This is a genomic window from Streptomyces sp. NPDC104367 (genome assembly GCF_055583825.1).
In genome coordinates this window covers 179,527-202,608 of record NZ_JBVJND010000018.1, presented here as the reverse complement: position 1 = coordinate 202,608, position 23,082 = coordinate 179,527, and the positions used below count along the sequence as shown (strand labels likewise).

The following is a 23,082-nucleotide window of genomic DNA, read 5'->3' as shown; positions in this document are numbered from 1 at the left end:
CCTGACGCGGGACAGTCGTCGTGCCCCCAACACGCGTGTCTGCATGGGGAGTAGTGTACATACGCAGGTTCCCCGTGTACGGGTTGTCGTACTGGATCCATTCCTTCCCGCGCAGCGCGTGGCCGACGGGGGACTTGATCTTCTGCGCGAGTTCCATGACCTCGGCGTGGGCGCCGGCCGTGCCGCTGCCGCAGAACAGGGTCACCTTGTCCGCCGCGTCGATCATCGCGACGAGCCGGTCGAGTTCGTCGTCGCCGGGGCGGACGGTCGGCCGCGAGGTGACGATGGCGGCCGAGGCGCTCTGCTCCGGGGCCGGCTGGTCGGCGATGTCACCCGGCAGGGAGACCACGCTCACCCCGCTGCGGCCGACCGCGTGCTGGATCGCGGTCTGGAGGAGGCGGGGCATCTGCTTCGGGCTGGAGATCAGCTCGCTGTAGTGGCTGCACTCCTGGAAGAGGCGGTCCGGGTGCGTCTCCTGGAAGTAGCCGAGGCCGATCTCGCTGGACGGGATGTGGGAGGCGAGGGCGAGGACGGGGGCCATCGAGCGGTGGGCGTCGTACAGGCCGTTGACGAGATGGAGGTTGCCCGGGCCGCAGGAGCCGGCGCAGGCCGCCAGCTTCCCGGTGATCTGCGCCTCGGCGCCGGCCGCGAAGGCGGCGGTCTCCTCGTGACGGACGTGGATCCAGTCGATGGCGGAGTTGCGGCGGACGGCGTCGACGACCGGGTTGAGGCTGTCGCCGACGACTCCGTAGAGCCGGCGCACGCCGGCGCGGACGAGGATGTCGACGAACTGCTCGGCGACGTTCTGCTTGGCCATGGCGGACGGGTGCCCCTTCCCTCTGGTCGGACACCTCCCATCCACGCACAGGGGCGGCCCTCACGCCTCCCAGACGGCGGCCGCCGTACGGTCGTCCGCGTAGCCCTTGACCCGCACCTGGGTGTCCGCGAGGAACGCGGCGAGGCCGGGCGGGGTGCGGTCGGACCAGCGCCGGGCCAGGTAGGCGCAGAGGGCGGGCTCGCCGCGCAGCGGGTCGGCGAGGCCGCCGGTGCACATCACCAGGGCGTCACCCGGGCGGGCTACCGAGGCCCGGAAGAGGAACGGCTCGCGGGGCGGCTCGGGGGCGGGTTCGTAAGGGCTCGGCGGGGTCGGGATGCCGAGGTCCATGGTGAGCCGGTCGCCCTCCGGGGTCTCGGAGGGCAGCGAGCCGAAGCCGAGCACGGCCTCGCCGACGGTGTCGGGGCCGGTCCGCGGTTCGATGTCCTGCCACTCGCCGTCCCGGAGCCGGAACAGACCGCCGGGGCCGACACCGAAGAAGACCCGGGTACGGCACTGGGGGTCGGCCGGGACGAGCAGGCAGCGCAGGCTGGCCGCGTACTCGTCGGAGGGGACGCCCCGTTCGGCGGCGGCGGCGCGGAGCCTGCCGAGGCTGCGGTCGGTGAGCCGGTGCAGCCCGGACTTGAGGTCGCCGCGCCGGGCGGCCCGGATGTCCTCGGCGAGCCGCTGGTGGCTGCGGCCGACGGCTCGGGCGATCCACTCGCAGATCTCGGCGGCGGCCCGGTGGGCGCCGGGGGTGGCCCGGGCGCCGGTGGCCATCGCGACGAGGACGAGGGCCTGGTCGCCGTTCCCGAACCGGGCGGTGAGCAGCGCGTCGCGGCGCGGTTCGCCCCGGAACCGGGCGGAGTCGCCGCGCTGGGAGACGGCCCGCAGTGTGCGGGTGCCGTACTGGGCGCCGTCCAGCACGGTGTCCGGGACCAGGTCGCCGAGCGCGTCCGGGTCGGCGGCGGGCAGCGCGGTGGGCTCGGCCTCGTAGGTGGGCGGACCGGAGCCCACGTACTCGACCGAGGAGGCGGGCGGCGGGTAGACCGCGAGGTCGGCCCTGGTGACCGCACGGGGCACCGGGCCCGGGGCGGGAGCCGGGGGCGGGGTCGGGGACGGGGACGGGGTCGGGGACGGGGACGGGGACGGGGGCGGGGACGGCACCGGGGCCGGGTACAGGTCCGGAGCCGGATCCGCATACACGTCAGGACCCGGAGCCGCGTACACGTCTGGGTCCGGGGCCGCGTACGGGTCCGGCCCCGGAGCCGCGTACGCGCCTGGGTCCGGGGCCGCGTACAGGTCCAACCCCGGGGCCGGGTAGACGTCCGGGGTCGGATCCGCGTACACATCCGGACCCGGGGCTGCGTAGACGTCCGGACCCGGGGCCGGGTACGCGTCCGGGGCCGTCAGGACGTCGTCGGGCTCCAGCAGTCGTCGGTCGTCCTCGTCCCAGGGCCAGGACTTCGGGTCGGCCGTGCGGTCGTCGCCGGGTTCCCCGGCGGCCGCGGGGGCGCGCTGCGACGGCACGGTCGGCGGTCCCTGCCGTCCCCCGACCGTGTTCTTCGCCGAGGCGAAGCGGTCGTCCAGGGAGTCGGGGGCGGCCGTGGGCCCCGTGTCCTCGGTGGAGTCGTCGTACAACTGCCCCCACCAGTCGTCGTCGTGACGGGCGGGCCTACCCCCAGGCTGGCTCATGCCCCTAATTGTCCACCGCCGGGGCCGGATGAAAACGGGGCATCCGGAAAATCCCGCACCCGATCCGGTGTCGAACGGCGTGGCGAGGGATGTTCTGAACACCCGTACGAGGGCGGGAAGTCGGCGGCGAGCGGCTCCCGGAGGGCGCGAATGACACGTGTGAGTCGCCGGGTGGTCCCACCCCCCACGGGAGAACCACCCGGCGACACCCGGAGTGCCCCGGTCCCGGACCCCCTGCGCGTAAGCGCGTCCGGGACCGGGGTCACCGCTCGCACGGCCGGACGTGACGGCACCGGCCGGAAGCCGGATTGTGACGGCCGTTCCTTGCGAACAGCTGTGAACCGCATGGTCCGTGCCGCACCGGTCCGGTTCCGAGGCTTCACGGATCCGGAGCCCGTGTGGAGGTGCTGCGGTGAAGTGATCTTGGCAGAGTGACCGGCCGTCGGGCGATGATGGGTCCTGGCGGGTTTGCGCCGTGGCCGGTTCCCGCCACGGCGCCGGGCTTCGAGGGAGGAACGCGGGTCGATGCTGGCAGCGCTCGGTCTGGACGAACGCGACGAGTCGGCCTACCGGACCCTGGTGTCCGTGGGCGCCGCCGACGTGCCCGAGCTGGCACGGCGGCTGACGCTGGCCGAGCAGGAGACCGAGCGCGCGCTGCGCCGGCTGGAGGGGCACGGGCTCGCGGCCCAGTCCTCGGGCCGGCCGGGCCGCTGGGTGGCGGCGCCGCCGGGGGTCGCGCTGGGCGCGCTGCTCGCCCGGCAGCGGCACGAGCTGGAGAAGGCGGAGCTGGCGACGGCGCTGCTGGCCGAGGAGTACCGGGCGTCGGCCGCCGAGCCGGCGGTGCACGACCTGGTGGAGGTGGTGACCGGCGCGTCGGCCGTGGCCCAGCGGTTCCTCCAGCTCCAGCTGGGCGCGACCGACGAGGTGTGCGCGCTGGTCACCGGCCGGCCGGCGGTCGTCTCCGGGATGGCGAACGACGCGGAGGAGCAGGCCGCGGACCGGGGTGTGCGCTACCGGGTGGTGGTGGAGCGGTCGGTGTTCGATCTGCCGCACGGCATGACGGAGTTGACGGCGGCGCTGGCCCGGGACGAGCAGGTGCGGGTGGTGGACGAGGTGCCGACCAAGCTGGTCGTCGTCGACCGTGCCCTCGCGCTGGTCCCGCTCACCTCGCGCAGTTCGGAACCGGCCGCCCTGGTGGTGCACGCGAGCGGCCTGCTGGAACTTTTGTGCGGGTTGTTCGAGTCGGTGTGGCGTCAGGCGCTCCCGCTCCGCCTGGGCGCCCGTGGCCTGCCCGAGGAGGGGCCGGAGGGCCCGGACGCCACCGATCTGGAGGTGCTGTCCCTGCTGCTGGCCGGGCTGACCGACGCGCGCGTGGCCAGACTGCTCGACCTGGGACTGCGGACCGTGCAGCGCCGGGTGCGGCGGCTGATGGAGCTGGCCGGGGTGACGACCCGGTTGCAGCTGGGCTGGTACGCCCGCGAACGGGGCTGGGTGGCCCGGGACTGACCCGCACGGCACCCTGGGCAGATGGGAGCAGGGGAACTCCTGCTGGTCGGCCTCGTGATGGTGCTCGGCCTGTGCGGAGTGCTGGTGCCCGGGGTGCCGGGCTCGTGGCTGGTGTGGGCCGCCGTGCTGTGGTGGGCGCTGTACGACCCGCGCCCGCTGTCCTGGGCGGTGCTGGTCGGGGCCACGGCGGTGCTGCTGGTGTCGCTGGTGGTGCGCTGGGCGCTGCCGCCCCGGCGGCTGCGGGCGAGCGGCGCCACGCCCCGCGTGGCCGGGTACGCCGGGGCCGGCGCGTTCCTCGGCTTCGTGGTGCTCCCGGTGCTCGGCGCGATCCCCGGTTTCATGGCCGGGATCTACCTGTACGAACGCCTGCGCCTGGGCCGGCCCGCCGAGGCGCGGGCCGCGCTGCGCACGACGATGGACGCGGGCGGCTCCAGCGTGCTGGCCGAGCTGTTCGCCTGCCTGCTGATCGCGGCGGGCTGGCTGGCCGCGGTGGTCTGGGGCGGCTGACCGGTCAGCGGGCGGCCGTCGCGCGCGGGCCCGTCGCGCGGAGGGTCCTGATGTCGACGGCGGCGGCCAGGGCCCGCATCCCGGCGTCGTTGAAGTGCAGGTGGTCGCCGGGGTCGTAGGCGGACCGGATCCGCTCGGGCCGCCGGGGGTCGCGGACCACGGCGTCGAAGTCGACGACCGCGTCGAAGACGTGCCCGGTCCGGATGAGCGCGTTGACCTTCTGCCGGACGGCCTCCCGGGCGGCGGTGTAGCCGCTGAACCCGGCGTACGGCGTGAGCGTCGCGCCGATCACCCGGATGCCCCGCTTGTGGGCGCGGGCCACGATCGTCCGGTAGGCCCGCGCGAAGTCCGCCGGGTCCTTCGCCTCCGGGGTGCCCTTGATGTCGTTGATGCCCTCCAGTACGACCATGGCGCGCACCCCGGCCCGGGTGAGGGCGTCGGCGTCCAGCCGGGCCAGGGCGCCGGGGCCGCCGGTGCTGTCGAGCAGCAGCCGGTTGCCGGAGATCCCGGCGTTGAGGACGCCGAGCCGGTGGGGGCGCAGGCGTTCGGCGAGCCGGTCGGGCCAGCGGTGGTTGCCGTCGAAGCTGGAGCCGTTGCCGTCGGTCAGCGAGTCCCCGAAGGCGACCACGCTGCCGGCGGCCTCGCCGAGGACGTCGACGCCGGTGACGTAGTACCAGTTGCCGACGGTCCTGGTGTACGCGCCGCCGCTCTCGTCGGCCGCGTGTCCGGCGCCGTCGTCGGCCCGGTAGCTGGTCTGGAGGGCGACGCGGTGGTAGGTGGCCGGTCCGGGGCGGCCGGGGGTCTGCACGGTGACCAGCAGGTCGGCGGCGGCCGGTACGGCGAGCCGTACGGGGTCGCTGACCAGGTCCTGTCCGGCGGGTACGACGACGGTGCGGGCGCCCGCGAAGGTGGCGGCGCGCATCGACCCCGGCACGGCGGACGCCCGGGTGCCGTGCAGGGCGACGGTGACCGCGCCGAGCACGAGGGGCACACGGCCGAGCCGGTTGCTGATCCGGACCCGCACGGCGGCGCCCCCGGAGCTGAGCCGGACGACGTTGCGGAAGGCCGCGCCGGGCACGGCCGGGACGGTGCCGGAGGGCGCGGCCTCCCAGCTCCCGGTCCAGAGCGGACGCGTGGACTCGGCACCGGCCCGCGCCGCCGTACCCACCAGCACCAGCAACGTCACCGCGAGGACACGTCCGACCCTGCCCATCCGCACCCGCCCTTCCGAAGGCCCACTGGTGGGGAAGGTGACACACGCGGGGCGGCAGGCCGGGCAACGCGACCGGACGCAGCACTCTGCCGGCCCAACGCGAGGCGGGTGCCCGGGAACCGAGCAGGCACGAACGGCTCCCGCCGGATGCCGGAAACCGGGTGCCGGTGCCGGGTGCCCGGTGCCGGGTGCCGGGTGCCGGGTGCCCGGTGCCGGGTGCCGGGTGCCGGGTGCCCGGTGCCGGCGCGGCGGGCGGCGGGCGGCGGTGGGGCAGGCACCCGGCCCCTCGCGCCGCGCGTCGCGAAACCGCGCCGAGCCATCGCGAAACCGCGCCGAGCCGTCACGACGCCACGGCGAACCGTCACGACGCCACGGCTAGCCGTCAGAACACCGCGGCGACCGGCCGGACGCGGGCTGGCCCACGGCCGCCGCGCCCTCCAGGCCCAGCAGCCACACCTTGCGTTCGAGTCCGCCCGCGTAGCCGGTCATCGACCCGTCCGCCCCGATGACGCGGTGGCAGGGCCGCACGATGAGCAGGGGGTTGGCGCCGATGGCGCCGCCCACCGCGCGGACGGCCGTCCGGGACGCGCCGATCCGTGCGGCGATCTCCCCGTAGGTCGTGGTCGCGCCGTACGGAACGCCGTCGAGGGCCTGCCACACCCGCTCCCGGAACTCCGTGCCGTGTGCGCTCAACTCCAGCCGGAACTCCTTGAGTTCACCGGCGAAGTAGGCGGCCAGCTGTTCCTCGGCGGTCCGGAAGGGGCCCGCGTCGGCGTGCCATCCCGCCGCCACGCTCCGGCCGCCCTTCTGCCCCGGGACGGAGAGGGACGTCAGCGTCCCGTCGTCGTCGGCGGTCAGCAGCAGCTCCCCGACCGGGGACGCGATCCGCGTCCAGTACGTGGCACCCATCAGTTCCTCGACTCCCTTTCCACAAGCAGGTGTTGGACGGCGTACGACCGCCAGGGCCGCCACTCGTCGGGTACGTCCAGCCCCGGCGGGGCGACGTCGGGGTCGCCGAGGGCGCGGACCCGGACGGCGGCGAGGACCTCCGGCCCCACCCCCGGCAGGGCCCGCAGTGCGGCCTCCGCGGCGTCCCGGTCGGCCCCCGGGTCCAGCCGTACGGTGCCGTCCGCGAGGGCGGCGGCGAGCGCGCCGACGCTGCCCCCGGCGGCGGCGAGCACCGCGGGTTCGGGGAAGAGGTGGGTGAGGCCGCCGGACGGAGCCTCCATGGTCCCGCCGTACCGCAGGACCAGCCGCTCGACGTCGACGTCGGCGCCGGCGAGGGCCCGGACGGCGGCCTCGGCCGGATCGGCGGCGCCCGGTGAGCGCAGCCCGGGCCGGGCGGCGACCAACGGGGCGAGCCGGGGGTCCCCGGCGAGGCGTTCGTCGACGGCGTACGGGTCGGCGTCGAGGTCGAAGAGCCGGCGCAGCCGCTGGACGGCGGTGGTCAGGTCGCGAGGGTCGGTGAGGCGCAGCCGGACGTCGAGCCAGCCGCCGGGGTGGGCGCCGTCCGCCGTGCCGGACCTGGGGCCGGGGGTGCCGGTGCGCTCGTCGACGGCGACGACCGCGTGGCCGTGGGGCAGGCGGAGGGTGCGGCGGTAGGTGCGGGCGCCGGGTGTGCCGGTGATCTCCTCGATGCCGGGCACGGCCTCGCGCCGGAGCAGGTCGAAGACGGGGCCTGCCTGGTAGGGGCCGCGGTGGGCGAGCCGCAGCGGGATCCCGGTGGCCGGGGAGCCGCGCCGCGCGCCCCGGCCGCCGGGGGCCGCCGCGCGCAGCTCGCTCGGGGTCGTGGCGTAGACGGTGCGGACCGTGTCGTTGAACTGCCGGACGCTGGCGAACCCGCTCGCGAACGCGACCTCCGTGACGGGCAGTTCGGTGGTCTGGAGCAGCACGCGGGCGGTGTGGGCGCGCTGGGCCCGGGCGAGGGCGACCGGGCCGGCGCCCAGTTCGGCGGTGAGCTGGCGCTGGACCTGGCGGGCGCTGTAGCCGAGCCGGTCGGCGAGACCGCCGACGCCCTCCCGGTCCACGACGCCGTCGCCGATCATCCGGACCGCCCGGCCGACGACGTCGGCGCGGACGTTCCACTCGGCGGACCCGGGCACGGCGTCCGGCCGGCAGCGCCGGCAGGCCCGGAAACCCGAGCCCTGCGCCGCCGCGGCGGTCGGGAAGAAGCGCACGTTGCGCCGCTTCGGGGTGACCGCCGGGCAGCTGGGGCGGCAGTAGATCCCGGTGGTGCGGACCGCGAAGAAGAACGCCCCGTCGAAGCGGGCGTCCCGGCTGCGGACCGCCTCGTACCTGGTGTCCTCGTCCATCACACCTTCAAGTGTGGGTGATGGAGGAGAGTGCACGCTGGCGGAAATCGGACACGGCACCCGCAGGGCCGGCCCCGGGTCAGACACCCGCGGGGCCCAGGTCAGGGGCCGGCGGGACCGGACCCGGGCCAGGCACCCGCAGGGCCCAGGTCAGGCACCCGCGGGGCCCGGCCGGGTCAGACACCCGCAGGACCGGCCCCAGGTCAGGCGCCTGCGGGGCCCGGCCCGGGGCAGGGGCCGGACCGGGACCGGGGCCGGTCCGGGCCGGACCGGGACCGGGGCAGAGGCCGAGCCGGACCGGGGCCGGGGCAGGGGCGGGGGCGGGGGCGGGGCAGGAGCAGGCGCCTACCGCCACTGTCCCCGCTTGGCCTCCATCGCCGCCCTCCCCTCCGCGCCCTTGCGCTTCCAGTCCTTCCGAAGCTCGGACCGGAGCCGCGCGTCGGTCTTCGCGACGATCCACTGGTTCTCCCGCATCAGCTTGCGGTAGCTCTCCAGCCGGCGCACGGGCAGTTCCCCGCTCTCCACCGCGAGGCGGACCGCGCAGCCGGGCTCGCTCTCGTGGCGGCAGTCGGCGAACCGGCAGTCCTGGGCCAGTTCCTCGATCTCGGAGAACACCTGTCCGACCCCGGACTCGGCGTCGAAGAGGCCGACGCCGCGCAGTCCGGGGGTGTCGATCAGCACTCCCCCGCCGGGCAGCGCGAGGAGGTTGCGGGTGGTCGTGGTGTGCCGGCCCTTGCCGTCCACGTCCCGTGCCGCCTTGACGTCCATCACCTCATCGCCGAGGAGCGCGTTGGCGAGCGTGGACTTGCCGGCGCCGGACTGGCCGAGCAGGACCGACGTACCGGAGCCGACCAGGGCGGCCAGCGCGTCCAGCCCGTCGCCGTGGTGGGCGCTGACCGTCAGGACGGGCACGCCGGGCGCCGTCGTCTCCACGTCCTCGACGAGGTGCGCGAGCGTCACCGCGTCGGGGACGAGGTCGGCCTTGGTGAGGACCACGACCGGCTGCGCCCCGGACTCCCAGGCCAGCGCCAGGAACCGTTCGACACGGCCCAGGTCGAGTTCGACGGCGAGGGACACCGCGACGACCGCGTGGTCGACGTTGGCCGCGAGGATCTGCCCCTCGGACCGCTTGGAGGAGGTGGAGCGGACGAACGCGGTACGGCGGGGCAGATACGCGCGTACGTAACGGGGGTTGCCGCCGGGTTCGACGGCGACCCAGTCGCCGGTGCACACGACGCGCAGCGGATCGTGCGGGGTGACGAACGCGGTGTCGGCGCGCAGCGTGCCGCCGGCCGTGACCACGTCGCACTGGCCGCGGTCGACCCGCAGGACACGCCCGGCCAGCAGGCCTTCGGTGTCGTAGGGGGCGAACTCCTTCGCCCATGCCTCGTCCCAGCCGTAGGGAGCGAGAGCGGAGAAAACAGCGGAGCTGGAAGTCAAGGGTGACCCTTCGAAGGGCGGCCCCGGGAAGGAAGGTGGTCAGCCGGTGGCCGCGGAGGTGGAGTGGATGAACTTCTGGTCGCGGGCAGCGCCCTTCGCAACGACAGCCATCGGTCACACCTCCTGTTTTCTCGCTCGGCGGGCAGTGGGCTCACCGTACGCGGTACGTCCGCTCGCCACCACCGCTTTTTCCTGCGCCCCCACTCCGCCCTCTCCGCCCTCTCCGCCCTCTCCGCCCTCTCCGCCCTCTCCGCTACGCGGCGAACGGCCCCGGTATCTCCCCCGATCCCCGCCGGACCAGCCGGGTCGGCATGACCACCGTGCGGGAGGGCGAGACGTCGCCGTGGATGCGGGCGAACAGCAGGTGGGCGGCGCTGGTGGCGAGGGCCACCGGGTCCTGGGCGATGACGGTGACCGGCGGGTTCAGCCTGGCGGCCAGCGCGAAGTCGTCGAAGCCGACGAAGGCGAGGCCGGCGGGGAGCACGCCCAGGGCGCCGAAGGCGAGGAGTTCGTTGCCGGCCAGCAGGGCCGTCGGGGGGTCGGGCAGGCCCAGCATCGCGGTGACGGCCCGGGCTGCGTCGGGGCCCGAGCGCAGGTGGTCCCGGACGAGGGCCGGGTCCGGTGTGATCCCGGCCGCCGCCAGCGCCGCCAGATGACCGCGCCGCCGCTCGGCGAAGGTCCGGATCTCCGGTGTGTCGCCGAGGTAGCCGATCCTGCGGTGGCCGTGCGCCACCAGTTCGCCCACGGCCTCCCGCACCGCCCCGAAGTTGTCCACCACCACGGCGTCCACGTCCAGGCCGGGTGCCGCCCGGTCCACGCACACGATCTTGGTGCCCCGGACCTGGGCGGGGCGCAGGAAGCGGTGGCTGCCGGCGGCCGGGGTGAGGATCAGGCCGTCGACGCGGCGGGCGGTGAACGCGGCGATCACCTCGCGTTCGCGGCGCGGGTCGGCGCGGCTGGAGCCGATGAGCATGACGCTGCCGCGCTGGCGGGCCACGTCCTCGGCGGCGGAGGCGACCGCGGCCATGAACGGGTCGGCGACGTCGTCGACCAACAGCCCGATGGTCTGGCTCAGTTGATGGGTACGGCGCAACTGGCGTGCCACGTCGTCGCGTTGGTAACCGAGTTTGCGGACCGCGGCCTCCACCCGCGCGGCGGTCCCCGGGGCGACGGCCGCGTCGCCGTTGACGACCCGGGACACCGTCATCGCGCTGACGCCCGCTTCCGCGGCAACGTCCTTCATGGTCGGCCGGGTGGCTGCCACGCCACGTCCTCCACCTGCGTCACGGTTGAGCGTCGACCCGTTAACGCTACCAACTCGACGGAGTGTCAACTCCCTTGTGAACAGGGATAGATGAGGGCCGCGAAGAGGCCGCCGACCGCCGTCTGCACCACCCTTGACACCCCGCTGTGAGCGCCCCAAGAATCAGCCAAGCTGTTAACGATACCAACCAGAAGGCACAACATGGCCTCTGCAAGGGAACCACTGCTCACAGCACAGGGAGTGGTCAAACGTTTCGGCCACGTCCAGGCGCTCCAGGGCGCCGATTTCACGGCACACCCCGGCGAGGTCGTCGCCCTCATCGGTGACAACGGCGCCGGCAAGTCCACTCTGGTGAACGTCCTTTCGGGCGTGCTCGCCCCCGACGCCGGCGAGGTCCGGCTGGACGGTGTGCCGGTGCGGTTCTCCGGGCCGATGGACGCGCAGCGGCACGGCGTGGAGACCGTCTACCAGGATCTGTCGCTCGCACCCGACCTCGACGCGGCGGCCAACCTCCATCTCGGCCGGGAGATCGTGCGCTCAGGGCTGCTCGGCCGCCTCGGTGTGCTCGACCGGCCCGCGATGCGCCGGGAGGCGGAACGGGCCTTCGCCGCACTGGGCGTGCGGCTGAAGGATGTGACAGCCCCTGTGACAACGTTGTCCGGCGGGCAGCGGCAGTCCGTCGCGGTGGCCCGTGCGGTCGCCTTCGCCCACAAGGTCATCTTCATGGACGAGCCGACCGCCGCCCTGGGCGTGGTTCAGCGCGCCCGGGTCCTGGAGACCGTCCGCAGGGTCGCCGACCAGGGCATCTGTGTCGTGCTGATCAGTCACAACATGCCCGAGGTGCTGTCGGTCGCGGACCGGGTGGAGGTGCTGCGGCTGGGCCGGCGGGTGGCGTCGTACACCGCCGCCGACACCACGATCGAGGAGCTCGTCGGGGCGATGACCGGCTCGCTGGACGAGCCGAACGGCGGCGGGCGCGAGAGCGCGGAGGGCGGACGATGACGGCCGAGAGCGAGCGGGCCCCGGCGGCCGCGGAGGGCCGGACCGGCGTACCGGACCGGCTGCGGCGCCTGGCGGCCCTCAACGAGCTGTGGACCTTCGTGATCCTGGTGGCGCTGGTCGCGTTCTTCACGATCGCCGCGCCGGGCAAGTTCTTCACCACGTACGACATCACCCAGATCGCCGTGAACGCGGCCATCTACCTGGTGCTCGGCGTCGGCATGACGTTCGTGATCATCACCGCGGGCATCGACCTGTCGATCGGGTCGGTGCTGGTGCTGGCCGCGGTGGCGGCGGGCGAGTACAACATCCATCACGGCGGGCCCGGTTCGGGCTGGGGCACGGTCGCGGTCTGCGTCGTCATCGCGCTGGCCGTGGGCACGGCGTGGGGCGCGCTGCAGGGGGCGGTGGTGGCGACCGGCAAGGTGCCGCCGCTGATCGTGACGCTCGGCGGGCTCGGCGCGGCGCTGGGGATCGCCGAACTCGCCACCGGCGGCCAGGACCCGGCCGGTGCGGCCTCCGCCCACCTCCAGAACAGCCTCGGCTTCGGCAAGCTGCTCGGCATCCCCTGGATGGTGGTCCTGGCGGCCGTGGTCACCGCGGTCTTCGGCGCGGTGCTGGGCGCCACCCGGTTCGGGGAGCACACGCTCGCCATCGGCTCGAACCCGACGGCGGTACGGCGGGCGGGCATTCCGGTGGGCCGCCATCTGGTCAAGGTGTACGGGCTGATGGGGCTGCTGGCCGGGCTGGGCGCGGTGATGTGGCTGGCCTCGTACGGCACCACGTCGATCGCCGGGCACTCCACCGACAACCTCAAGGTGATCACCGCGGTGGTCCTGGGCGGCACGAGCCTGTTCGGCGGGCGCGGTTCGGTGCTGGGCACGGTGATCGGTGTCTTCATCCCGGCGGTGCTGACGACCGGGCTGATCGTGATCGGCGTCCAGCAGTACTGGCAGGACGTGGCGGTGGGCGTGGTGCTGGTGGTGGCCGTCTACATCGACCAGCTGCGCCGCACGACCCGGGAACGCGCATGACGGAGACACGCAGGACGGGAACGCGCAGGACAGGAACGCGCAGGACGGGCACGCGCAGGACAGGAACGCGCAGGACGGGCACGCGCGGGACGGAATCGCACACGACGGGAACGCACCTGACGGATCCGCGCACGACCAGGCACGACTGAATCGCTCGTGACGAAGGAGAACTCTGTGATGGTGAGCATTCGCAGCAGGCGCCGGCTGCTGGTCGCGGTGGGCGCGGTCCTGGCCCTGGGCGCGGCCTCGGCGTGCGGTTCGTCCGACGACTCCGGCGGCTCGGGGGGCTCGGGCGGCGCCGCGGGCAAGAAGGTCCGGCTGATCACGGGGGTGAAGAGCGACCCCTTCTACATCACCATGACCTGTGCGGCGCAGCGCGAGGCCAAGGCCAAGGGGATGGACTTCACGGCCGACGGTTCCGCGCAGTGGGACGTGTCGGTGCAGCGGCCGCTGCTCGACTCGGTGGCGGCGGCCCGCCCGGACGGGCTGCTGATCTCGCCGGTCGACACCGGCGCGCTGACGCCGTCGCTGAAGCAGATCCAGTCGGCGGGCACCAAGGTGGCCCTGGTGGACACGACGGTGACCGACACGTCGGTGGGCATCACCCGGATCTCCTCCGACAACGAGAAGGGCGGCCGGGTGGCGGCCGACGCGCTGGCGAAGCTGATGGACGAGAAGGGCTCGGTCGTCGTCATCAGCGTCAAGCCCGGCGTGTCGACGACCGACGCCCGGATCAAGGGCTTCACCGAGGAGATGGCCAAGTACCCGGACATCAAGGTGCTGCCCACGCTCTACGACAACGACCTGCCGGCCACCGCCGCCTCCCAGATCCAGTCCACGCTCGCCGCCCACCCGGACCTCGGCGGGGCGTTCGCGGGCAACACCAACACCGGTACGGGCATCGCCACCGGGCTGAAGCAGGCCGGCAAGCAGGGCACGGTGAAGGTGGCCGCGTTCGACGCCGAGCCCGACGAGGTGGCCGCGCTCAAGGCGGGCACCCTCCAGGTGCTGGTGGCCCAGGACCCGGCGGCGATCGGCCGGCAGGCGGTGGACCAGCTCGCCGCGGCCTTCGAGGGCAAGCCGGTGAGCAAGTCGATCGGCACGGACATGGTGGCGATCACGAAGGACAACATGAACGACCCGTCGGTCAGCAAGTACTTCTACAAGTCGCAGTGCTGAGCGGACCCCGAGATCGCTGACGGAGCGTCAACGGCCGGGTGGACCCACCCTCTTGGGTCCACCCGGCCGCCGGTCTCGCGAGACGCTCAGCTCGTCGTGCAGGATTCGCCGTTCAGGGTGAAGCCGTACGGCTCCGAGTTCTTGCCGCTCCAGGTGCCCAGGAAGCCGAAGGAGAGGCTGCCGTCGGCGGAGACCGACTGGTTGTAGGCGGCGGCGTTGGCGGTGACCCGGGAGCCGCTCTGACTGACGGTGGCGTCCCACATCTGGGTGACCTCCTGGCCGTCCCGGAAGGACCACTGGACGCGCCAGCCCGCCAGTGCCTGGGTGGTGGTGACGGTGACGGTGGACTGGAAGCCGTCGTTCCACTGGTTGACCAGGTCGTAGGTGACCCGGCAGGCCGCCGTCGACGTGGCCGGGTCGGTCGCCTGGTGGCCGCCGCTCGCCGTGGACGTGGAGGTGCCCTGCGGCTCCGGGTCCGGGTTCTTGTGGCCGGGCTTGCCCTCGGTGGCCGAGGAGGAGGGCTCGGCGGAGGCCGAGGGGCTGGGGGTCGGATCGGCCGACGGGACCACGACGGTGGGGTCGGCGACCGGCTGGCGGTCCTCCTGGGAGGCGGCGGCCGTGTCGTCGCCGGAGCCGCCGTCCATCGGCATCATCGACACGCCGAGCGCCACCAGCGAGATCAGCACCGCCGCGCCCAACAGGCCGTGGCGCAGCACCTTGCTGCGGCCCGCGCCCTCCTTGGGGTCGCCGCCGTCGCTCTCCGGGCCGCCCGGGCGGCCCGCGCCGAGGCGTACCTCGGCGGCCCGCCGACGGCGCTCCAGGTAGGCGAGGCCGCCCCAGCCGATGACCCCGCCGGCGAGCGCCGCGGGCAGTCCGCCGCCGTGCAGCCGCAGACAGGCGGCGGCCTCGGCGCACTGCACACAGGTGGCGAGGTGCCGGGAGAGGTCGTCGGGCGTGTCGGCCGCGGCGGAGCGGGTGACCGCGTCCAGCAGCCGGGCGTAGCTGCGGCACTCCGCGTCCATCGGCGTGTCGAGGTGGGCGCGGTGGCAGCGGTCCCGGAAGAGACCGCGCACCTGCTCCAGTTCCTCGCCCGCGACGGCCGGATCGAGGCCGAGCCGGCGCGCCACGGAGGACAGCGGCAGCGCCTCGACCTCGGCCAGCCACAGCAGCGAGGCGTCCGCCTCCTGCATGTCGCGCAGGCCGCGCAGCGCGACGGGCCGGGCCAGCGGCATGCCCGTATAGCGCGCGGCCTTCTCGGAGTTGAGCCACAGCCTGAGGTCCGGGTCGAGCTTGTGGCCCAGCCCGTCGGCCTCCCAGCTCGCGGCCGTGTTGCGTACGGCGGTGAGCAGCAGCGGGATCATGGGCAGCCGGGCGGCGCGCCGTCCGGTGCTGCGGAGCGGTGTGAAGTCCGCGTCACGGGCCTCGCGCATACCGAGCGCGAAGGCCTCGGTGGCCAGTTGATTGGCCGTCAGAGAGCCGGACGTGCACAGGTCGGCGTAGGAGAGCACCGCGTCCCAGCATTCGGAGAACAGCGCTGCCTCGGCGGCGTCCTGAGGGGTCGGCAGGTCGGGCATGGGTCTCCTGCATCGAAAGCGAGGTCAACTCACCATATCGGCAATGGAGTTGGGGGGAACCTCGCGGCAGGGCCCGAGCTTTTCACGTCTCCTGCACAACTGACAAGCGGCATATTCAAAACCGGTTACCGGCGGTCGTGCGACGGACTCCGCCCGTCACCTCATATCACCGGTTACCGGCGTCGCGTCAACCCGCCGTACTCAGCCGTCCGTCCGTTCGGAGAACGCGTTCGTGCCCGCCGTGGCCCACGACTCCGCCCTCTTGTACGGACGGCGACCATCATTCGACTCACCGTTCCCGTCGGTCTCTTGTGTCTCCCGTGCGCCGGCCCGCCGGGCGGGGCCGGTTCAGGGCTGTGCCGGGGCCTGCGCGGGCGCCTCCGCCTGCGCGGGCAGGCTGTCCATGAAGGAGCTGACGGAGAAGACGGCGCGGCCGGGGCCGGGCGGGCCGTAGCCGGGCGGGGAGGAGAGGCCGAAGTCCTCCATCGTCTGCCGGTACGCCTGGAGCAGCCGGATGTGGTACTCCAGCGGGGCGCCCGCCGGGTTGGCCTTGCCGAGCGGGGTGGTGGGCTCCGGGCACCAGGTGGTGAACCGGGGGGTGATGCCGTGCGACATGAAGAAGCGCAGGCCCTCGGTGGTGGAGGCGATGGCCTCGTCGACCGTCTTGAAGCCGAACGGCTCGGCCATCTCCACGCCCGCGACGAAGTTGGGGATCACGTTGCGCGCGCCGAAGATCTCCGCCGAGTCCAGGATCCGCCGGTGCCACTCGTCGCGGCCGACGTACCGCTCCTTGCCGGGGCAGTACATCTTGAAGAGGTACTCGTCCCACACCTCGTAGTTGGGGTGGTAGATCTGCACGCCGTAGTCCTTGAACCGCTGGACGTCGTCCTTCGGCAGCGCCTGGGCGACGACCTTGCCGATCCAGCGGCCGGGGAAGCGCTCCTCGATGGCCTTGGCGTAGTGGCCGTAGAAGTCGGCCTCGTCGCGTCCGGAGACGGTCTTGGTGATCGCGCCGCCGGTCAGCGTGTAGGCGGTGGAGGCCTTGGCGGTGTCGTAGCGGTCGATGATCTCCAGCGCCTCCAGCACCTCCTCCACGTCCTTGACGCCGGTGTAGGGCCGCCCGGCCGCCTTGTGCTGGCGCCAGTTGTGGTTGATGTCGCAGTACTGGCACTCCTCCTTGGCGCCGAAGTACTGGCAGACCCGGAAGACGGTGAGGTAGATCAGATAACCCCACTGGATGGTCGGGGCGACCTCCATCACGGACTTCCCGTTGGCGAGCTTGTGCCGGTAGTACTCCGGCATCGGGGGCACACCGACGTCGGCGATCCGCGCGCCGTCGAGGTAGAGCCCGAGCACGCCCTCCTCATCGGCGGCCACGCGGTAGGGCGAGGCGGGGTTCACCCGCACCGACACCACGGTGCGGCGCAGGTCGTACGGGCCGCCGGTGAGGATGATCTCCTCCGGCGGCCGGCGCAGCGCGGCCTCGCCCAGCTCGGGCAGGGTGCCGTGGTCGAAGGAGAAGATGAAGTAGGACTTCGGCTTGACCTCGCCCCCCTCGTTGTCGCTCAGCGCGGACGGGTCGAAGGCGACACCGCCCCGGAGCAGGTCCTCCTTGAAGACGGCTTCCCGTGGTACGTACGGGAACCTCTCCATCAGATCCTCGACCAGCGCGGTGCGGCTGCCCATCCCGTGTCTCCTCCCGGCTCAGGCGTTCGACTCCTCACGGTATGCCCCCGCTCCGCCGTCAGCCGTGCCGGGTCCCCTCACGGCGTGCGATGTGTCCCGGTACGGGGGTGTCCGCGGGCAGTGCCGGGTCCGCGACCGGCGCGCCCCAGGTGCTGGCCAGGGGCAGGGTCCCGGCCCACAGCCCCCGTTCCGCGTCCGGTCCGGCGCCGTCCTCCGGGGCACCGGTACGGATCTTGACGGAGGCCTCCGCCAGGGAGAGGGCGAGGAGGGTGGTGGCGGCCAGCTCCCTGCGGCTGGGGCCGCGGGCGTACGACCACTGGCCGGGCGCCGAGTGCTCGGTGAGCAGGCGCAGGCCCGTCAGCTTCTCCTCCGGGTCGGTCACCTTGCGGACGGTGCCGTGGATCACCGCGCTGCGGTAGTTGACGCCGTGCTCGAAGACCGACCGCGCCAGCACCAGCCCGTCGACGTGGGTCACGGTGACGCAGACCGGGGTACCGCCCGCGAGGCTGCGGCTGGCGACCGAGCCGTGCAGGTACAGCTGCCGCTCGTCGCGCCCGTATACCGTCGGCACGACCAGCGGACGGCCGTCCGTCACCACCCCGAGGTGGCAGACGAACCCGGCGTCCAGGATCGCCTCCAGATCGGCCCGCTCGACACTGCCCTGCTCGCGCAGCCGGCGGTGCCGGGTGAGGTCGGTGACGGGGAGGTGCGGGGACAGCGCATCGGGAGCCATGACGGCACGCTACCGATATCGCGGCCATATAGCCATAGGATCGACCATTACGACAACGATGCACCCACTCGGCAACGAAATCCGCAGAACGCCTGTCCCGCTCAGCCGCCTCCGGCCTGTCGCGTCGACTCCCGGAGCACGACATGCGTCCCGAGCACCAGGTGCTGTCCGTCGGGCAGCTCGTCGCGGTGCAGCGAGAGGCGGACGGCGGCGCGGCCCAGTTCCTCCTGGGGGACGTGGACGGTGGTGAGCGCCGGGTGGACGTCCCGGGCGACCGGGATGTCGTCGTACCCGGCCACCGCCACGTCGTCGGGGATCCGGCGGCCGGCCTCCCGCAGTGCCTGGACCACCCCCGCGGCGATCATGTCGGTGGCCGCGAAGACCGCCGTGAACTCCCTTCCGGAGGCCATGAGTTCACGGGCCGCCCGGTAGCCGTACGAGCGGGAGAAGACACCGTCGACGACGAGTTCGGGGTCGGGTGCGAGGCCGAGGAGTGCATGGGCGCGGGTGAAGCCGGCGAGGCGCTGGACGCTCGTGGACAGGCCGGGGACGCGGCCCAGGTAGGCGATGCGCCGGTGGCCGCCGGAGAGCAGATGCGCGGTGAGGGCGAAGGCGCCGCCCTCGTTGTCGTAGTCGACGACCGTGGCCGGGACGCCCGGACCGAGCGGCGGCCTGCCGACGAGCACCAGCCGGGACCCGGCGCGGTCCAGGGCGTGCGCGAAGTGGATCATGCGGTCGCGGTAGGCCGGGTCCTCCGGGGCGCCGCCCACCACGATCACCGCGTCGGCCCGCTGCTCCCGCATGGTCTCCACGACGGCGAGGATGCGCCCGGGGTCGCCGTGCGTGGTGCAGAGCATGCACAGCCGCCCCTCCGCCGAGGCCTGCTCCTCGACCCCGCGGGCGATGTGCGCGTAGAACGGGCCGGTGACGTCGTCGACGACGACGGCGACCGTGTTGTTGGTGGCCCCGCCCAGCGCGCGGGCGTGCGCGTTGACCACGTAGTCCAGCTCGCGCATCGCCTTGACCACCCTGGCGCGGGTGGCGGCGGCCACCGGGTAGGTGCCGCCCAGCACCCGGGAGACGGTCGAGGCGGAGACCCCGGCCCGCGCGGCCACGTCCCGCACCGTCGAGGCGTCCCCGTTCGACGCCGGGTGCGTCCGCTTCGCCACCGCTCGGCCCCCTTCGTCATGCGTGCCGGAATGCGTACCGGAATGCGTACCGGACCGGGTACCGGAATGCGTACCGGACCGCGTGTCGGACCGTATGCCGGACCGTGTGTCGGGTCACCCTACGAGACGGTCCTCACGCGGCCCGGTCCAGCGCCGAGTGGTCGACCGCGTGCAGCAGCTCCTCGCCCGCCCGCAGGCGCCCCGCCTCCGTGACGACGGTGAGCCCGAGCCGCGCCAGTTCGTTGCCCTGGGAGCCCGCGAGGTGCGGGGTGAGGAAGGCGTTCGGGAGGTCGAAGAGCGGGGAGCCGGCGGGCAGCGGCTCGGGGTCGGTCACGTCGAGGATCGCGGCGAGCCGCCCGGCGCGCAGCTCCCCGACGAGGGCGTCGTGGTCGACGAGGGAGCCGCGCGCGGTGTTGATCAGCACCGATCCGTCCGGCATCAGGGCGAGTTCGCGGGCGCCGACGAGGTGCCGGGTCTCGGGGGTCTCGGGGGCGTGCACGGTGACGACGTCCGAGGTGCGCAGCAGTTCGTCGAGCGGCAGCAGCGGTACGCCGAGCCGGGCGGCCTCCGCCCCGTCGACGTACGGGTCGGCGAGGGTCACCGACAGGTCGTACGGGCGCAGGAGTTCGATGAGGCGGCGGCCGATGCGGGAGGCTCCGACGATGCCGACGCGGCGGTGGAAGTTGCCGATGCCGGGGACGATCTCGCCGTACGGGAAGGACCGCTGCCCGCGCAGCCGGTCGCGGAGGGCGAAGACGTCCTTTCCGGCGAGCAGGATCATCGCGAGGGTGTACTCGGCGACCGGCAGCGCGTTGGCGGCGGCGGCCGAGGAGACCGCGATGCCGCGCCGCCAGACCTCGGGCGTGGTGAAGCCCTTGACCGAGCCGGCGGCGTGCAGCACCGCGCGCAGCCGGGGCGCGGTGTCCAGGGCCGCCGCGTCGAGCACCGGGCAGCCCCAGCCGGTGACGAGGACCTCGGCGCGGGCGAGCGCCTCCCGCGCCCGGGGGTCGGTGACGTCGCGCACCACCACGGTGGTATCGATTTCTACGTGCTCGCGCAGCCGAGCGAGCACCTCGGGCGGGAAGACGTGCGGAACGTTCTCGGCTGTCATGGCGAACACTGCCTGGAGACGCTCGGGCAAGGAAGTGACCTTCCGGCTCGGTGACGCGCGGATAGCAACCGGTCTCTACCGTAGGTCCCGGCGAATGAGAGGGTCAACGCACAGGGGCTCCCCGGAGCACGACAGGGATGGGACGACACAGATGACGGATTCGGCGCAGACGGTCACCAACTGGGCGCGCAACATCACGTACACGGCGAAGGAGTTCCACCGGCCGCAGACGCCCGCCGCGCTGCGGGCCCTGGTGGCCGGGAGCCCGCGGGTACGGGTGCTGGGCAGCGGCCACTCCTTCAACCGCGTGGCCGACCCGGGCCCGGAGGGCGTGCTGGTCTCGATCGCCGGACTGCCTCCGGCGATCGAGGTGGACACGGCGGCCCGCACGGTCCGCGTCGCGGGCGGGGTGCGCTACGCCGAACTGGCCCGCACGGTGCACGAGCACGGCCTCGCGCTGCCCAACATGGCCTCGCTGCCGCACATCTCGGTGGCCGGCTCGGTCGCCACCGGCACCCACGGCTCGGGCGTGGCCAACGGGCCGCTCGCGGCGCCCGTCCGGGAGGTGGAGCTGCTCCTCGCCGACGGCTCGACGGAGGTCGTCGCGCGCGGGGACGCGCGTTTCGACGGCGCCGTGACCTCGCTGGGCGCGCTCGGCGTCGTCACCGCGCTCACCCTCGACCTGGAGCCGGCCTACGCGGTCGAGCAGACGGTGTACGTCGAACTCCCCTTGGACGGGCTGGACTTCGAGACGGTGGCCGGGGCGGCGTACAGCGTGAGCCTGTTCACCGACTGGCGGGAGCCGGGCTTCAGGCAGGTGTGGGTGAAGCGGCGCACCGACCGGCCGGCCGCGGAGTTCGGGTGGGCCCGGCCCGCGACGGAGGCGATGCACCCGGTGCCGGGCATGCCGGGCACCAACTGCACACAGCAGTTCGGGGTGGCGGGGCCCTGGTACGAGCGGCTCCCGCACTTCCGGGCTCAGTTCACGCCCAGCAGCGGGGACGAGCTCCAGTCGGAGTACCTGCTGCCGAGGGCGGCGGCGCTCGACGCGCTGCACGCGGTCGACGCGATCCGGCGCACGGTCGCGCCCGTGCTCCGGACCTGCGAGGTGCGCACCGTCGCCGCCGACCCGCAGTGGCTCAGCCCCGCCCACGGCCGGGACTCGGTCGCCCTGCACTTCACCTGGGTCGACGACACGGCGGCCGTGCTGCCGGTGGTGCGGCGGCTGGAGGAGGCGCTGGAGCCGTTCGACCCGCGCCCGCACTGGGGCAAGGTGTACACCGCGTCCGGCACGGCGCTGCGCGGCCGCTACCCGAGGCTGGACGACTTCCGCGCGCTGGCCCGGAGCCTGGACCCCGGTGGGAAGTTCACGAACCCCTTCGTACAGGATGTACTGGACGGGTGAGGCGCCGGGCGTACCGGGCGGGTGGCCTGGCGGCCGGCCCGGTGAGCCCGGGGGCTGACGCGAGGGCGACTTAATAAAGCCCTTTTTTCAATACCTTGTCGAAAGTCCCCGCAGCCCATAGCCTTGCACCGCGTGAAGCACACATCACGGGACATCCGCACCGCGAACCGCTACGAGGTGCTGCGGCACATCATCGCCGAGTCGCCCACCTCCCGGCAGGAGCTGGCGGCCGCCACCGGACTGAGCCTGGCCACGGTCGCCACCCTGGTCGGCGAGCTGCTGGACCTGCGGATGATCACCGAGGTCGGCTTCGAGGACTCCGCGGGCGGCCGGCCCCGGGGGCTGGTGGCGGTCAACGCGTCGGGCGGCGCCCTGATCGGCGTCGACATCGCGGAGACGTACGTCCATGTCGAGCTGTTCGACCTCGCGCTGAACGTGCTGGCCCGCGCCGAGGAGGACATGCGCCCCGGCGAGAACCGCCCCGGGCAGGTGGTGGGCCATGTGGCCGCCGCCGTCGGCTCGGTGGTCGCCCAGGCCGGTGTCGAGGGCGCCCGGGTGCTGGGCGTCGGGGTGAGCGTGCCCGGGCAGGTCGACCGGCACACGGGCGTCGCCGAGTACGCGCCCAACTGGGACTGGCACGACGTGCCGTTGCTCGACCTGCTCGCCGACCACATCGCCTACCCCCTCCACCTGGACAACCCGCTGCGCGCCTGCGCGGTGGCCGAGCAGTGGTTCGGGGCGGCGCGCGGGCGCGGGGACACCGTGGTGGTGAACCTGGGCACCGGGGTCGGGGCCGGGCTCGCGCTCGGCGGCGGGCTGCACCGCGGGGTGAGCAACAGCGCCGGCGAGTGGGGCCACACCACGCTGGTGCTGGACGGGCGGCTGTGCCACTGCGGCAACCACGGCTGCGTGGAGACCTATGTCGGCGCCCCCGGCATCATGCTCAACCTGCGCGAACTGAGCCCGGACAGCCCGCTGCTGCACCCCGAGGACCAGACGGCCACCATCGACGCGCTGGCCCGGGGCGTGGCGGACGGCGACCCGGCCGCCCTGGAGGTCGTCAAGGACACCGCCCGCTACATCGGCGCCGGCATCGCCAACCTGGTCAACCTGCTCAACCCCGAACTCGTCGTGCTCAGCAGCTGGGTGGCCCGCCGGCTCGGCGAACCGCTGCTGGCAGAAGTGCGCGAGGCGGTCCGACGGCACGCGCTCGGGCGGCCGTTCGCCGCCACCGAGATCGTCCTCTCGCCCATCCCCACCGACCCGGTCAGCCTGGGCGCGGCCACCTTCGCGCTGGAGGGCGCGCTGCGGTCCGTCGGGCAGCGCAACCCGGCACGCGCCGGCCGTGCCGGGTCCGCCGCCCGGTGATCGAATAGTCCAAACCGCGGGTCCATAAATCCATTGCCGGGCTCCTCGGCGCTCTGCGACCGTCGAGACGTAT

At 73.7% G+C, this 23,082-nt stretch carries 19 protein-coding genes; 7 read left to right on the top strand and 12 right to left on the bottom strand.

Annotated elements, in window-relative coordinates; genetic code table 11:
* Both ACZ619_RS26625 and ACZ619_RS26620 read right to left on the bottom strand, forming a co-directional pair.
* Positions 1 to 817 (bottom strand): thiamine pyrophosphate-binding protein (locus ACZ619_RS26625; RefSeq protein WP_469603717.1); only part of this gene is annotated, 817 nt, incomplete at its 3' end.
* A gap of 60 nt (positions 818 to 877) precedes the next feature.
* Positions 878 to 2,509, bottom strand: coding sequence for a protein phosphatase 2C domain-containing protein (locus ACZ619_RS26620; protein ID WP_469603714.1), 1,632 nt, complete (start codon positions 2,507 to 2,509; stop codon positions 878 to 880).
* Positions 2,510 to 3,034: 525 nt separating this feature from the next.
* Between ACZ619_RS26620 and ACZ619_RS26615 the strand changes: the two genes are divergently transcribed.
* On the top strand, positions 3,035 to 4,015 hold the full coding sequence (locus ACZ619_RS26615; protein WP_469603711.1) for a helix-turn-helix domain-containing protein: 981 nt from the start codon (positions 3,035 to 3,037) through the stop codon (positions 4,013 to 4,015).
* Positions 4,016 to 4,036: 21 nt separating this feature from the next.
* Positions 4,037 to 4,522 carry a DUF456 domain-containing protein gene (locus ACZ619_RS26610; protein ID WP_469603708.1) on the top strand — a complete coding sequence of 162 codons (486 nt, stop codon included), beginning with the start codon at positions 4,037 to 4,039 and terminating at the stop codon, positions 4,520 to 4,522.
* Between the two features lie 4 nt (positions 4,523 to 4,526).
* On the opposite strand, the gene ACZ619_RS26605 is transcribed toward ACZ619_RS26610, so the two are convergent.
* The 5 genes from ACZ619_RS26605 to ACZ619_RS26585 all read right to left on the bottom strand — a co-directional run bounded on the left by ACZ619_RS26605 (position 4,527) and on the right by ACZ619_RS26585 (position 10,751).
* Positions 4,527 to 5,735: an SGNH/GDSL hydrolase family protein gene (locus ACZ619_RS26605; RefSeq protein ID WP_469603706.1), complete on the bottom strand. Its 1,209-nt coding sequence runs from the start codon at positions 5,733 to 5,735 to the stop codon at positions 4,527 to 4,529.
* A gap of 375 nt (positions 5,736 to 6,110) precedes the next feature.
* Positions 6,111 to 6,644 (bottom strand): methylated-DNA--[protein]-cysteine S-methyltransferase, encoded by a 534-nt coding sequence (locus tag ACZ619_RS26600; RefSeq protein ID WP_469603703.1) that lies wholly within the window; start codon positions 6,642 to 6,644, stop codon positions 6,111 to 6,113.
* Positions 6,644 to 8,047: a bifunctional transcriptional activator/DNA repair enzyme AdaA gene (locus tag ACZ619_RS26595; RefSeq protein ID WP_469603702.1), complete on the bottom strand. Its 1,404-nt coding sequence runs from the start codon at positions 8,045 to 8,047 to the stop codon at positions 6,644 to 6,646. The genes ACZ619_RS26600 and ACZ619_RS26595 overlap by 1 nt, the downstream gene beginning before the upstream one ends.
* A 345-nt stretch (positions 8,048 to 8,392) precedes the next feature.
* Positions 8,393 to 9,487 carry a ribosome small subunit-dependent GTPase A gene (gene rsgA / locus ACZ619_RS26590; protein WP_469603699.1) on the bottom strand — a complete coding sequence of 365 codons (1,095 nt, stop codon included), beginning with the start codon at positions 9,485 to 9,487 and terminating at the stop codon, positions 8,393 to 8,395.
* 253 nt (positions 9,488 to 9,740) lie between these two features.
* The gene (locus ACZ619_RS26585) at positions 9,741 to 10,751 is read right to left on the bottom strand and encodes a LacI family DNA-binding transcriptional regulator (RefSeq protein WP_469603696.1); all 1,011 of its coding nucleotides are present in this window, start codon (positions 10,749 to 10,751) and stop codon (positions 9,741 to 9,743) included.
* 201 nt (positions 10,752 to 10,952) lie between these two features.
* On the opposite strand from ACZ619_RS26585, the gene ACZ619_RS26580 reads away from it, so the two are divergent.
* The 3 genes from ACZ619_RS26580 (at position 10,953) to ACZ619_RS26570 (ending at position 13,963) form a co-directional block, all read left to right on the top strand.
* On the top strand, positions 10,953 to 11,753 hold the full coding sequence (locus ACZ619_RS26580) for an ATP-binding cassette domain-containing protein (protein WP_469603694.1): 801 nt from the start codon (positions 10,953 to 10,955) through the stop codon (positions 11,751 to 11,753).
* Entirely contained in the window at positions 11,750 to 12,784 is a 1,035-nt protein-coding gene (locus ACZ619_RS26575) for an ABC transporter permease (RefSeq protein ID WP_469603693.1), read from the top strand. Before ACZ619_RS26580 ends, ACZ619_RS26575 begins: the two co-directional genes overlap by 4 nt.
* 177 nt (positions 12,785 to 12,961) lie before the next feature.
* The gene (locus ACZ619_RS26570) at positions 12,962 to 13,963 is read left to right on the top strand and encodes an ABC transporter substrate-binding protein (protein WP_469603690.1); all 1,002 of its coding nucleotides are present in this window, start codon (positions 12,962 to 12,964) and stop codon (positions 13,961 to 13,963) included.
* Positions 13,964 to 14,049: 86 nt separating this feature from the next.
* Here the strand turns inward: ACZ619_RS26570 and ACZ619_RS26565 are convergent, their stop codons facing one another.
* The 5 genes from ACZ619_RS26565 to ACZ619_RS26545 form a co-directional block, all read right to left on the bottom strand.
* Positions 14,050 to 15,537 (bottom strand): cellulose binding domain-containing protein, encoded by a 1,488-nt coding sequence (locus tag ACZ619_RS26565; RefSeq protein ID WP_469603687.1) that lies wholly within the window; start codon positions 15,535 to 15,537, stop codon positions 14,050 to 14,052.
* 348 nt (positions 15,538 to 15,885) lie between these two features.
* On the bottom strand, positions 15,886 to 17,223 hold the full coding sequence (locus ACZ619_RS26560; protein WP_469603684.1) for a radical SAM protein: 1,338 nt from the start codon (positions 17,221 to 17,223) through the stop codon (positions 15,886 to 15,888).
* 58 nt (positions 17,224 to 17,281) lie between these two features.
* Complete coding sequence (locus ACZ619_RS26555) at positions 17,282 to 17,956, bottom strand: pyridoxamine 5'-phosphate oxidase family protein (protein ID WP_469603682.1); 675 nt, start codon at positions 17,954 to 17,956, stop codon at positions 17,282 to 17,284.
* A 101-nt stretch (positions 17,957 to 18,057) separates the two neighbouring features.
* Positions 18,058 to 19,125, bottom strand: a complete 1,068-nt coding sequence (locus ACZ619_RS26550) for a LacI family DNA-binding transcriptional regulator (protein WP_469603679.1) — start codon at positions 19,123 to 19,125, stop codon at positions 18,058 to 18,060.
* Positions 19,126 to 19,258: 133 nt separating this feature from the next.
* The gene (locus ACZ619_RS26545) at positions 19,259 to 20,266 is read right to left on the bottom strand and encodes a hydroxyacid dehydrogenase (RefSeq protein WP_469603676.1); all 1,008 of its coding nucleotides are present in this window, start codon (positions 20,264 to 20,266) and stop codon (positions 19,259 to 19,261) included.
* A 121-nt stretch (positions 20,267 to 20,387) separates the two neighbouring features.
* Between ACZ619_RS26545 and ACZ619_RS26540 the strand changes: the two genes are divergently transcribed.
* Both ACZ619_RS26540 and ACZ619_RS26535 read left to right on the top strand, forming a co-directional pair.
* Entirely contained in the window at positions 20,388 to 21,641 is a 1,254-nt protein-coding gene (locus ACZ619_RS26540) for a D-arabinono-1,4-lactone oxidase (RefSeq protein WP_469603674.1), read from the top strand.
* Between the two features lie 132 nt (positions 21,642 to 21,773).
* Complete coding sequence (locus ACZ619_RS26535) at positions 21,774 to 23,009, top strand: ROK family transcriptional regulator (RefSeq protein WP_469603672.1); 1,236 nt, start codon at positions 21,774 to 21,776, stop codon at positions 23,007 to 23,009.
* Positions 23,010 to 23,082 lie beyond the last annotated feature (73 nt).